7 protein-coding genes are annotated in these 12933 nt (G+C 67.2%); 2 read left to right on the top strand and 5 right to left on the bottom strand.

Annotated elements, in window-relative coordinates:
- Window positions 1–48: 48 nt before the first annotated feature.
- The 4 genes from ACFW0H_RS02075 to ACFW0H_RS02090 form a co-directional block, all read right to left on the bottom strand.
- Complete coding sequence (locus ACFW0H_RS02075; RefSeq protein WP_422912227.1) at window positions 49–1548, bottom strand: efflux transporter outer membrane subunit; 1500 nt, start codon at window positions 1546–1548, stop codon at window positions 49–51.
- Window positions 1545–4652, bottom strand: coding sequence for a multidrug efflux RND transporter permease subunit (locus tag ACFW0H_RS02080; RefSeq protein ID WP_422912228.1), 3108 nt, complete (start codon window positions 4650–4652; stop codon window positions 1545–1547). Before ACFW0H_RS02080 ends, ACFW0H_RS02075 begins: the two co-directional genes overlap by 4 nt.
- Window positions 4653–4773: 121 nt before the next feature.
- A complete protein-coding gene (locus ACFW0H_RS02085) occupies window positions 4774–7863 on the bottom strand; it encodes an MdtB/MuxB family multidrug efflux RND transporter permease subunit (RefSeq protein WP_422912229.1) in 3090 nt (1029 codons plus the stop codon).
- Window positions 7860–9128, bottom strand: a complete 1269-nt coding sequence (locus tag ACFW0H_RS02090; RefSeq protein WP_422912230.1) for an MdtA/MuxA family multidrug efflux RND transporter periplasmic adaptor subunit — start codon at window positions 9126–9128, stop codon at window positions 7860–7862. The genes ACFW0H_RS02085 and ACFW0H_RS02090 overlap by 4 nt, the downstream gene beginning before the upstream one ends.
- A gap of 167 nt (window positions 9129–9295) precedes the next feature.
- Between ACFW0H_RS02090 and ACFW0H_RS02095 the strand changes: the two genes are divergently transcribed.
- Window positions 9296–10729, top strand: coding sequence for a TldD/PmbA family protein (locus ACFW0H_RS02095; RefSeq protein ID WP_422912231.1), 1434 nt, complete (start codon window positions 9296–9298; stop codon window positions 10727–10729).
- Entirely contained in the window at window positions 10729–12057 is a 1329-nt protein-coding gene (locus tag ACFW0H_RS02100; RefSeq protein WP_422912232.1) for a TldD/PmbA family protein, read from the top strand. The genes ACFW0H_RS02095 and ACFW0H_RS02100 overlap by 1 nt, the downstream gene beginning before the upstream one ends.
- Window positions 12058–12235: 178 nt before the next feature.
- Here the strand turns inward: ACFW0H_RS02100 and tpx are convergent, their stop codons facing one another.
- Window positions 12236–12733 (bottom strand): thiol peroxidase, encoded by a 498-nt coding sequence (gene tpx / locus ACFW0H_RS02105; protein WP_422912233.1) that lies wholly within the window; start codon window positions 12731–12733, stop codon window positions 12236–12238.
- Window positions 12734–12933: the final 200 nt, after the last annotated feature.

Below are 12933 nucleotides of genomic sequence, written 5' to 3' on the forward strand. Positions count from 1 at the left end.
AATGAATTCGCCCCTACAAGGAAGATCCGCGCCCGGACGGATCGACGATCAGGGCAACTCTTCCGAATCCGAATCCACCTTCTCCAGTTGCCCCTGCTCCCAGCCCCCGCCCAGGGCGGCGATGAGCTGGACGCTGGTGGTCAGGCGGGTGCCCATCAGGGTCAGGACGGTGCGCTCGTTGTTCAGCGCGGTGGCCTGGTTGGTGACCACGCTGTTGTAGTCCACGGTGCCGGCGCGGTACTGGTTGGTGATCAGGCGCAGGGCCTCGCGGGCGGCGTCCAGGGCCTCCTGCTGCACCCCGCTTTCCTCTTCCAGCACGTCGAGCTGGACCATGTAGTCCTCGGCCTCGCGGAAGCCGTCGAGCACGGTCTGCCGGTAGACAGCCACGGTCTGGTCGTAGCTGGCTTCGGCCTGGGCCACCTGGGAGCGGATCAGGCCGCCGTCGAACAGGGTCATGGCGAATTCCGGGCCGATGGACCAGAAGCGGTTGGGCGTGGTGATCCAGTCGTGCAGGCTGCCGCTACGATAGCCGCCGGCGGCGCTCAGACTGAGGCTGGGGAAATAAGCCGATTTGGCCACGCCGATCTGGGCGTTGGCGGCCATCACGTCACGCTCGGCGGCGGCCACGTCCGGGCGCCGCTCCAGCAGCTGCGAGGGCAGCAGGGTCGGTATCGCGGGCAACGCTGGCACGCTATCGACCTCGGCGAGGCTGAACTGCGCGGGGGGCACGCCGACCAGCACGGCGATGGCGTTCTCGAGCTGGGCGCGCTGGAACTTGAGGTCGATGGCCTGGGCCTGGGTGCTCTTCAGCTGGGTGGTGGCCTGGGCCACGTCGGCGCGGGTGACGATGCCGGCCCTGTACTGGTTCTCGGTCAGGGTCAGGGCGCGCTGGTAGCCGGCTATGGTGGCTTCCAGCAGGCGCTTCTGGGCGTCCAGCACGCGCAGCTGCAGGTAGTTCTGCGCCAGCTCCGATTGCAGGCTGAGTTGCGCAGCGGCCAGGTCGGCGGCGCTGGCCTGCATGCTCGCGGTGTCGGTTTCCAGTTGCCGGCGCAGCTTGCCCCAGAGGTCGATTTCCCAGTTCACCCCGAGACTGGCGTCGTAGCTCTTGGAAATGCCGCCGCCCCCGGAGCTGGTCACGGTGGAACCGTCGGACAGGCGCACTGTGCTGCTGCCGCCGCCCTGCCCCGAGCGGGTCTTGCTGGTGGCAGCGGTCACCGAGGGGAAGAACGACGCGCGGGCGCCGCGGGCCAGAGCCTGGGCCTGGCGGTACTGGGCGACCGACTGGGCCAGGGTCTGGTTGGAAGTCTCCAGGCGCAGCTGCAGGTCATTGAGGGTGGCGTCGCCATAGAGCTCCCACCAGCGGCCGCGGTGCTCCAGGTCCGCCGGGCTGGCCAGGGTCCAGCCTTCGGCGTGCTTGAACTGCGCGGGCACCGTCTGCTCCGGGCGCTGGTAGTCCGGGCCGACGGCGCAGCCGCCGAGCAACAGGCCGACGAGGGCCAGGGCAACGGCGCGGCGCAGAGGGTTGAGGGCGGTGGCGGCAGTATTCATAGCGGTGTTTCCAGAGCGACGTCGGTGCGCATGCCGCGCCAGCGGTTGAAGCGGTGGCGCAGGCGGTCGAGGTAGAGGTAGACCACGGGGGTGGTGTAGAGGGTCAGCAACTGGCTCAGCACCAGGCCGCCGATGATGGCCAGGCCAAGCGGCTGGCGCATTTCCGCACCCTCCGTGCCGCCGATCAAGAGCGGTACGGCGCCGAGGATGGCGGCGATGGTGGTCATCAGGATCGGCCGCAGGCGCAGCAGGCACGCCCGGCGGATGGACTCGTCCGGGGACATGCCTTCCTGGCGCTCCAGTTGCAGGGCGAGGTCGATCATCATGATGGCGTTCTTCTTCACCACACCGATGAGCAGGAACAGGCCAAGCAGCGAGATCAGGCTGAACTCCCCGCCGGTGAGCAGGATCGCCAGCAGCGCGCCGACACCCGCCGACGGCAGTGTGGAGAGGATGGTCAGCGGGTGGATGTAGCTCTCGTAGAGGATGCCCAGCACCAGGTACACCAGCACCAGGGCGGCGAGGATCATCCAGGGCTGGTTCTGCTGGGTAGTCTTGAAGGCATCGGCGCTGCCGCCCATGCGCGCGATCACCGAGGTGGGCAGGCCGATGGCGGCCACCGCCTTCTCGATGGCGACGGTGGCCTGATCGAGGCTGACGCCCGGGGCGAGGTCGAAGGCGATGCTTTCGGCGGCGAACTGCCCCTCATGGTTGACCCGGTCTTCCTCCAGACTGCGCTCGTAGCGGGCGAAGCTGGAAAGCGGCACGCGTTGGCCGTCGGCGGTGATCAGCTGGACCTGCTTGAGGGTCTCGGGGTCACGGGCGTATTTCGGGTTGACCTCCATCACCACCTGGTACTGGTTCAGGGTGTCGTAGATGGTGGAGATCTGCCGCTGGCTGTAAGCGTTGTTCAGCGCAGCGCTGACCATGGCCATGTCCACGCCCAGGCGCTTGGCGGCGTCGCGGTCCACCTGCAGGGTGATCTGCTGGGCACCCTCGCCTTCGTTGGCGTCGATGGCGGTGAGCTCCGGCAGCGACTTCAGCGCTGCGGTGACTTTCGGGCCCCAGGTACGCAGGTCGGCGAGATCGCCGGACTGCAGCACGTACTCGTATTGCGAGCTGCGCTGCTCGCGACCGCCGCCGAACTGCAGGTCCTGGTCGGCCATCAGCATCAGCCGGCCGCCGGGCACCTTGGGCAGGTTGGCACGCAGCCGCTCGATGACCTTCTGCGCCGACACCCTGCGCTCCTTGATCGGCTTCAGGCGCACGATCATGAAAGCGTTGTTGATGCCGCCACTGCCGCCGATGAAGCCGGCCACGCTTTCCACCGCCGGGTCCTTGAGCACCGCGCGGCGGAAGGTTTCCATCTTCGGCTGCATCACGCTGAAGGACAGGCCGTCGTCGCCACGGATGAAGCCGATCAGTTGGCCGGTGTCCTGCTGCGGCAGGAAGGTCTTGGGCACCAGTACATAGAGGGCGACGTTGCAGGCGATGGTCAGCAGCAGGCTGGCCAGGGTCAGGCGCGGATGCCGCAGGGCCACGCCCAGGGTGCGGTCGTAGACGTCCACCATGCGCTTGTGCAGCGCTTCGCTCCAGCGTTGCAGGCGGCTGTCACGGTCCGGCACATGGGGCTTGAGCCAGCGCGCGCAGAGCATCGGCGTGAGTGTCAGGGACACCAGCAGCGAGACCAGGATGGCCACCGCCAGGGTCAGGGAGAACTCGCGGAACAGCCGGTCGATGATGCCGCCCATGAAGAGGATGGAAACGAACACCGCCACCAGCGAGAGGTTCATCGACAGCAGGGTGAAGCCTACTTCGCGGGTGCCCTGCAGCGCCGCCTTGAAGGGCGCCATGCCGTCGTTGATGTGCCGGGAGATGTTCTCCAGCACCACGATGGCGTCGTCCACCACCAGGCCGGCAGCGAGGATCAGCGCCATCAGTGAGAGCACGTTCAGCGAGAAGCCCATCAGGTACATCACGGCGAAGGTGCCCACCAGGGACACCGGCACCGCCAGCGCCGGGATCAGCGAGGCGCGCAGGTTGCCGAGGAACAGGTAGACGACGAGGATCACCAGGGCCACGGCGATCAGCAGGGTGCGTTCCGCTTCGTGCAGCGTGGCACGGATCACCGGCGAGCGGTCCATGGCCAGGTCCAGCTTGACGCTGCCCGGCAGCACCGCCTGCAGCGCCGGCAACTGCTGCTTGATGCTTTCGATGGTCTCGATGATGTTGGCGCCGGCCTGGCGGTTGATCACCAGCAACACCGCCGCATCGTCATTGAAGAAGCCACTGTTGTAGCGGTCTTCCACCGCGTCGCGGACCTTGGCCACATCGCCCAGGCGCAGGGCCGCGCCATCCTGGTAGCGGATGATCAGCGGCGTATAGTCGGCAGCCTTTTCCAACTGGTCGTTGGCGCCCACCTGCCAGTGGCGGCCGGCGTCTTCCACCGCGCCCTTGGGACGGCGCTGGTTGGCCGCGGCGATGGCGCTGCGCACGTCGTCCAGGGCGATGCCGTACTGGGTCAGCAGCTGCGGCTCCAGTTCCACCCGCACGGCCGGCAGGGAGCTGCCGCCGATCTGCACCTCACCCACCCCCTTAACCTGGGACAGGCTCTGGGCCAGGATGGTGGACGCCATGTCGTAGAGCTGGCCTTTCTCCAGCACGTCCGAGGTGAGCGACAGCACCATGATCGGCGCCTGGGACGGGTTGACCTTCTTGTAGGTGGGCATGCTGCGCATGCCACTGGGCAGCAGGTTGCGCGAGGCGTTGATGGCCGCCTGCACGTCACGGGCGGCGCCATTGATGTCGCGGTCCAGGTCGAACTGCACGATGATCCGCGTCGAGCCCTGGCTGGTGCGGCTGGTCATCTGGTTGATGCCGGCGATGGTGCCGAGGGACCGCTCCAGCGGCGTGGTGACGCTGGAGGCCATGATCTCCGGGCTGGCGCCGGGCAGGCTGGCCTGCACGGTGATCACCGGGAAATCCATCTGCGGCAGCGGCGACACCGGCAGCAGGCCGAAGCTGACGCTGCCCAGCAGCAGGATCGCCAGGCTCAGCAGCATGGTGGCCACCGGACGGCGGATGAAGGGGGCGGATAGATTCATGGCTGAAGCCAGCTCCAAGCTGCAAGCTTCAAGCTGCAAGAGAAGAGCAGGACCGCGTGGGCCTCACCGCGTACGCGGGGCCACTTGCAGCTTGTGGCTTGAAGCTTGCCGCTGACGCCCATCACACCACCTCCCCAGCGGCTGAGCGGCCCCAGCGCCTCGCCAATCGATCAAACGCGAGATAGATGACGGGCGTCGTGAACAGGGTCAGCACCTGGGACAGCAGCAGGCCGCCCACCATCACCAGGCCGAGCGGCTGGCGCAGTTCGGCGCCGGAGCCGGTGGCGAGCATCAGCGGGATGGCGCCGAACAGGGCCGCCAGGGTGGTCATCAGGATCGGCCGGAAGCGCAGCAGCGCCGCCTGGTAGATGGCCGCCTCCGGGCTCATGCCCTGGTTCCGCTCCGCCTCCAGGGCGAAGTCGATCATCATGATGGCGTTCTTCTTGACGATGCCAATCAAGAGGATGATGCCGATGATGGCGATCAGGCCCAGGTCGTTGCCGGTCAGCAGCAGCGCCAGCAAGGCGCCGACGCCCGCCGAGGGCAGCGTGGAGAGGATGGTCACCGGGTGGATGTAGCTCTCGTAGAGCACGCCCAGCACGATGTACATGGTCACCACGGCGGCGAGGATCAGCAGCAGGGTGCTGGACAGCGAGGCCTGGAAGGCCGCCGCCGCGCCCTGGAAGCGGGTCTGGATGCCCTCGGGCATGCCGATGTCCTGCTGCACCCGCTCGATCACCGCCACCGCCTCGCCCAGGGCAACGCCCGGCGCCAGGTTGAAGGACAGGGTCACGGCCGGGAACTGGCCGATATGGTTGATGGCCAGCTGGGTCTGGCGTTCCTCCACGCGGGCCAGGGCGGACAACGGCACCTGCCCGCCGTCGCGGTTGGCGACGTGGATCTGCTGCAGGGCCTGCGGGCCGATCACTTCGCCGGCGGCGGACTCCAGCACCACGCGGTACTGACTGGCCTGGGTGAAGATGGTGGAGATCTGCCGCTGGCCGAAGGCGTCGTAGAGCGCGTCGGTGATGGCGGAGATTTCCACGCCCAGGCGCCCGGCCATGTCGCGGTCGATGTTGAGGTAGACCTGCAGGCCTTTGTCCTGCAGGTCGCTGGCGACGTCCGACAGCTCCGGCTGCTGGCGCAGGGCGTCCACCAGCTTGCCGGTCCACTGGTTGAGCAGGTCGGCGTCCGGGGATTCCAGGCTGAACTGGAACTGGGTGCGGCTGACCCGGTCCTCGATGGTCAGGTCCTGCACCGGCTGCAGGTAGAGGCGGATGTCGCTCTGCTTGTCCAGTTCCGGTTGCAGGCGCTGGATCACCTCGCTGGCGGTGACGTCGCGCTCGCCGTGGGGTTTCAGGTTGATCAGCATGCGGCCGCTGTTGAGGGTGACGTTGTCGCCGTCGACGCCTATGTAGGAGGTCAGGCTGGCTACCGCCGGGTCCTTGAGGATCAGCGCGGCGACCTTCTGCTGGCGCTCGCTCATGGCGCGGAACGACACCGACTGCGGTGCCTCGGTGATGCCCTGGATGACGCCGGTGTCCTGCACCGGGAAGAAGCCCTTGGGCACCGCGAGATAGAGCACCACGGTAAGCACCAGGGTGCCCACGGCCACCAGCAGGGTCAGGCCCTGGTGCTTGAGCACCCAGGTCAGGCCACGGCCGTAGCGGGCGATCATGCCGTCGATGAAGTCGCCACTGGCCTTGTAGAAACCGCCCTCCTCGCCCGTTTTCTCGCGTTTGAGCAGGCGCGCGCACATCATCGGCGTGAGGGTCAGGGAGACCACCAGCGAGATCAGGATGGCCACCGCCAGGGTGATGGCGAACTCGCGGAACAGCCGGCCCACCACATCAGCCATGAACAGCAGCGGGATCAGCACGGCGATCAGCGAGAAGGTCAGGGAGATCAGGGTGAAGCCGATCTGCTTCGCCCCCTTGAGCGCGGCATTGAGCGGCGTCTCGCCCTCCTCCAGGTGACGGGAAATGTTCTCCAGCATGACGATGGCGTCGTCCACCACGAAGCCGGTGGCGATGGTCAGGGCCATCAGCGTCAGGTTGTTGATAGAGAAGCCGGCCAGGTACATCACCGCGAAGGTGCCCACCAGGGACAGCGGCACGGCGATGGACGGAATGATGGTGGCGCTCATCCGCCGCAGGAACAGGAAGGTCACCATCACCACCAGGGCGATGGCGAGGAACAGCTCGTGCCGCACATCGGTGATGGCGGCGCGGATGGTCTGGGTGCGGTCGGTGAGCACCACCACGTCCAGGCCCGCCGGCAGGTTGGCAGTGATCGCCGGCAGCAGCGCCTGGATCCGGTCCACCACCTCGATCACGTTGGCGCCGGGCTGGCGCTGGATGTTCAGCAGCACCGCCTCATTCTGGTTGGCCCAGGCGGCCAGGCGCTCGTTCTCGGCGCCATCGACTATCTCGGCGACGTCCTTCAGGCGCAGGGCGGCGCCGTTGTTGTAGGAGAGGATGAGGTTGGCGTACTCCTCGGCGGATTTCAGCTGGTCATTGGCGTCCAGCATGGAAACGCGGGTCGGGCCGTCGAAGTTGCCCTTGGGCTGGTTGACGTTGGAGGCGCCCACCAGGCTGCGCACGTCCGACAGGTTCAGGCCGTTGGCCGCCAGGGCCTCGGGGTTGACGCGGATGCGCACGGCCTGGCGCTGGCCACCGGCGATGCTGACCATGCCCACGCCGCTGATCTGCGCCAGTTTCTGCGCCATGCGGGTGTCCACCAGGTTGTGCAGCTTGGGCAGCGGCATGGTCCTGGAGCTGATGGCGAGCGTCAGCACCGGCGTGTCGGCGGGGTTGACCTTGTTGTACACCGGCGGCGCCGGCAGGTCCTTGGGCAGCAGGTTGGTGGCCGCGTTGATGGCCGCCTGCACCTCCTGTTCGGCCACGTCCAGCTCGATTTCCAGGCTGAAGCGCAAGGTGATGACCGAGGCCCCGCCGGAGCTGGTGGAGGACATCTGGGTCAGGCCCGGCATCTGGCCGAACTGGCGTTCCAGGGGCGCGGTGACCGCGCTGGTCATCACGTCCGGACTGGCGCCGGGATACAGGGTGAGGACGCGGATCGTCGGGTAGTCCACCTCCGGCAGCGCGGAGACCGGCAGCAGGCGGTAGGCGATCAGGCCGGCGAGAAGGATCGCCAGCATGCTCAGGGTGGTGGCGACCGGTCGCAGGATGAACAGGCGGGAGAGGTTCATACGCCGTCTTTCGCGTCCTGGGCTTCAGGCTTGACGCCCTGCAGCTGTTCGGTGGCCTGGGCGGGAACCTCCTCGGCGTCGTGCACCACTTCCACCTCGCTGCCATCGCGCAGGCGGTCGGTGCCTTCCAGTACCACCCGCTCGCCCGCTTGCAAGCCGCTCCTGACCACGGTGCGTTCGCCATCGTCCGGGCCGGTTTCCAGCTTGCGCACCTTCACCTTCTTCTCGCCGTCCAGCACGTAGGCGAAGGTGCCCTGGCTGCCGAACTGCACGGCGGCCGAGGGAATCAGCACGGCTTGCGGCAGCAGTTCCGCACGCAGGCGGATGTTGACGAACTGGTTGGGGAACAGCGTCTCGTCGTCGTTGGCGAAGCGCGCCTTCAGCTTGAGGGTGCCGGTGGTGGTGTCGATCTGGTTGTCCAGGCTCTGCAGCACGCCTTCGGCCTGCTTGACCTTGTCGCTGCGGTCCCAGGCTTCGACCACCAGGGGCTGGCCGGCGCGGAAGCGGCTGACCACCTCCGGCAGCTGGCCTTCAGGCAGGGTGAAGGCGACGCTGATGGGCCTGGTCTGGGTGATGACCACCAGCGGCGTGGTGTCGCCGCTGCTGACCAGGTTGCCCAGGTCCACCTGGCGCAGGCCGAGGCGGCCGGCGATGGGCGCGCGCACCTGGGTGAAGCCGAGGTTCAGCCCGGCCTCGGCCACCGCCGCCTCGTTGGTCTTGACGGTGCCGCGGTACTGGGCCACCAGGGCTTCCTGGGTGTCCAGGGTCTGCTTGGCGATGCTGTCCTCGGCGTAGAGGCCGCGATAGCGCGCCAGGTCGATCTCGGCGTTCTTCAGCTGGGCGCGGTTCTGCGCCAGGGTGCCTTCAGCCTGTTGCAGGGCGACCTGGTAAGGGCGCGGATCGATCAACGCCAGCAGGTCGCCGGCCTTGACCTGTTGCCCCTCTTCGAACTGCAGTTTGACCAGTTCGCCGTCGACGCGGCCGCGCACGTTCACCGTGTTCAGCGCGGTGACGGTGCCCAGGGCCTTGAGGTAGACCGGGAAGTCGCCCTGGGTGATGGTCGCCACGCGCACCGGCACCGGGCCGGAGAAGGCGCCGAAGCCCGGGCGGCCCGCGCCGCCCCTGCCACCCTGCTGGCCGGGCTTGGCAGCGGTTTCCGGCCAGAGCCACCAGATCAGAGCAAGGAGCGCCAGCAGCGCGATGGCGATGGTCAGCCAGTGGCGGACGGAACGGGATTTGGAGGTTTTCTCAGAGATAGGGGACATGATTCAGGTCGAGCTGTGCGAGAGCGTGAACGATAAGCAGTTGAAAGCAGGAGGCAAAGTCAATTTACCGGCTATTTACCTAGGGCTTACGCGCCTTACTATCCTTTTGAGTGGCGGGCGCTTTCCGGGCGCCGCCAACTGCGATGTCACCGACCAGGGGAAATTCCGTGTTCGAATGTTTCCGGCAACGATTCGCCGCCCTCACCACCCGCGCCGAATTCCACGCCCTGCGCGTCGTCCGCCAGACCGCCGAGCATACCCTGCTGCGCCGTGGCGTCGCCGAACCGCCATCGCTGGGCAATGACCTGGGCGCCATGCTCAGCGTGCGCCTGGCCGGCGTGGAAGCCTACGCCGCCACCGCCGATCTCAGCACGGCGGGCCTGCAGCAGGCGCTGGACCGGGCCGAGGCGCTGGCCCGGCAGATCGCCCGTTACGCCCTGGTGGACCAGAGCCGCCTGGAACCGCCCCGGAGCAGCGCCCGCTACCAGTCACCCGGGTTGGACCAGCCTTTTCCCAGCCTGGCCGAACGCTTCGAGCTGCTGGCCGAGGAATCGGCGCACATTCCCACCGACCCGCGCCTGGCCAGTTGGACCCTCTACATCGACACACAGCGCGCTGAACAGCTCTACCTCAACAGCGCCGGCGCCGAACAATGGCAGGACCTGCGCTTCACCTACCCCGGCATCAGCGTCACCGCCTTCGACGGCAACGACAGCCAGACCCGCAGCTTCGGTGGCTACCGCAGTGGCCAGCAAGGTGGCGGCGAAGTGCTCCAGCGCCTCGGCTTCGGCGGCGCGGCGGCACGGGTGGCGGACGAGGCGCTGCAATTGCTGCTGGCGCCCAATACCCCAAGCGACGTCACCGACCTGCTGCTGATGCCCGACCAGATGATGCTGCAGATCCATGAATCCATCGGCCACCCGCTGGAGCTGGACCGCATCCTCGGCGACGAGCGCAACTACGCCGGTACCAGCTTCATCGGCCTGGAAGACTTCGGCCACTACCGGTACGGCTCGGAACTGCTGAACATCAGCTTTGACCCTGGAATCCCCGAAGAGTTGGCCAGCTACAGTCACGATGACGACGGTACGCCTGCGCACAAGCAAATGCTCATCAAGGACGGTCTGCTGCTGCGCCCCCTGGGCGGCGCCCTGTCGCAACTGCGCAGCGGCCTGGCGGGGGTCGCCAACAGCCGGGCGAACAGCTGGAACCGCGCGCCCATCGACCGCATGGCCAATCTCAACCTGGAGCCGGGCGGCCAGAGCCTGGCCCAGCTGATCGGTGGCATCGAGCGCGGCGTGCTGATGAGCACCAACCGCTCCTGGTCGATCGACGATGCGCGCAACAAGTTCCAGTTCGGCTGCGAATGGGGCCGACTGATCGAGGACGGCGAGCTCAAGGGTGTGCTGAAGAACCCCAACTACCGGGGCGTGTCCGCCCACTTCTGGCGCAGCCTGGCGGCGGTGGGCGATGCCAGCACCGTCCAGGTGCATGGCACACCGTTCTGCGGCAAGGGCGAGCCCAACCAGGTGGTGCGCGTGGGCCATGCCTCACCGGCCTGCGTGTTCAGACAGGTGGAAGTCTTTGGAGGTGACCACTGATGGCCGACGCCGAATCCCGCTTCACCGCCCTGGCCGCAAGCCTGCGCGCCAGCCTGCAGCCAGGCGAGGACTTCAGCCTCTGGTACAGCGCCGAGGAGTCCGAGTTCATCCGTTTCAACCGCGCCCGGGTGCGCCAGGCCGGCCATGTCACCCAGGCCACCGGGCGCCTGCGGCTGTTTCGCGAGGAGCGCAGCGCGGAACTCGCCATCACCCTCAGCGGCGAGCTGGAAAGCGACCGCCAGCTCCTGGCCGATGGCCTGGTGCAGCTGCGGCTGGTCGTTGGCCAACTGCCGCCCGACCCTTACCTGCAACTGGAGCGTTCGGCCTGGCACCGGCGCTCGGCGGAGGTGACCAGCCTGCCCGACTGCGCCACGGTCCTGGCGGAAATCGACGCCGCCGCCAGCGGCCTCGACCTGGTGGGTATCTACGCCGCCGGGCCACTCTACCGTGGCTTTGCCAACAGCTTCGGTGCCTTCGGCTGGCACGCCGCCAATTGCTTCAATTTCGACTGGAGCCTGTTCCACGCCAACCAGCAGGCGGTGAAGGCGGACTACGCCGGCACCCGCTGGGATGCGGCCGAATTCGCCAACCGCTTCGCCAGCGCGCGCCAGCAGCTGGAGCACCTGGGCAAGCCTTTACGCCGCCTGCAGCCCGGCGACTACCGCGCCTACCTGGCGCCGGCGGCCATGGACGAAGTACTGGGAATGCTCGCCTGGGGCGGTTTTTCCGCCCGCGCCCTGGCCGACAAGGAAAGCCCGTTGCAGCGCCTGCGGGACGGCAGCGCCCGCTTCAGCCCCCTGCTGAACCTGGACGAGCAGGTGGCCGGCGCCCTGGCCCCGGCCTTCGGCCCGGAAGGCGCGCCGCGCAGCGACGTGGCCCTGGTGCGCGACGGCCAATTGGCCGGGCAGTTGGTCTACCCCCGCAGCGCTCGCGAATACGGCCTCGCCGCCAACTGCGCCGATGCCAACGAAGCCCCTCAATCGCTGGTGATGGGGGCCGGCGCCCTGCCCCTGGACCAGGTACTGCAACACCTGGGCACTGGCCTCTATATCGGCAACCTCTGGTACCTGAACTGGTCCGACCTGCCCGCCGCGCGCCTGACCGGCATGACCCGCTTCGCCACCTTCTGGGTAGAGGACGGCCAGATCCAGGCGCCGGTGGACAGCATGCGCTTCGACGACAGCCTGTTCAGCCTGCTCGGTGACCAGCTCGAAGCCCTGACCCTGGAGCGCCAGCTGAAGCTGTCCAGCAGCACCTACGGCGAACGCCAGACCCTGTCGGCGCTGCTGCCGGGGGCACTGGTGGGGAGGTTGAAATTGACGTTGTAGGTGGGGACAGGCACGGACATGCAAGGGTGGATAGCGCTTTTCTATCCACCATCGAGGCCGAGCAAGACACCGATGGTGGAAATCCCCAAAGGGATTTCCACCCTACGCGCCGATTGACATGAAATCTCCCACACAAAAAAGGGAGGCCCTCGGCCTCCCTTCTTCATTCCATCATCCCTTACAGGGTAGCGATGGCCGCCGCGTAGTCGGGCTCGTTGGCGATCTCGCCCACCAGCTCGCTGTGCAGGACCTTGTCGTTCTCGTCCAGCACCACCACGGCGCGGGCGGCTACGCCGACCAGCGGGCCGCTGGCGATGGCCACGCCGTAGTCCTTGAGGAAGTTGGCACCACGCATGGTGGACAGGTTCACCACGTTATCCAGGCCTTCGGCACCGCAGAAACGCTTCTGGGCGAACGGCAGGTCGGCGGAGATGCACAGCACCACGGTGTTGGGCAGCTTGCTGGCTTCGACGTTGAACTTGCGCACGGAGGTGGCGCAGGTGGGGGTGTCGATGCTCGGGAAAATGTTCAGCACCTTGCGCTTGCCGCTCAGGCTGGCCAGGGTCACATCGGACAGATCGCCACCGACCAGGCTGAATGCCGGTGCCTGCTGGCCTTTCTGCGGCAGCTGGCCATCGACGTTGATCGGATTGCCCTTGAGGGTTACTTGAGCCATTGCATGGGTCCTTGTTCTAGGTGGTGTTGCAGGAAAACGCCGAGTTAATCACGGGCCGCGGAAAATGTCCTGACTTTCGGGTCAGCCGGTGCGAGGAAAATTACGGGATGCTAGCCCATTCGATCATGGCCACGTAGCTACCCACCCTTGCATGGCAGAACTTCGTCCTGCTTGGCGACTGAAGTCGCCCCTACAGGGGT

This window comes from Metapseudomonas cellulosilytica (assembly GCF_049334135.1).
Taxonomy (GTDB): domain Bacteria; phylum Pseudomonadota; class Gammaproteobacteria; order Pseudomonadales; family Pseudomonadaceae; genus Metapseudomonas.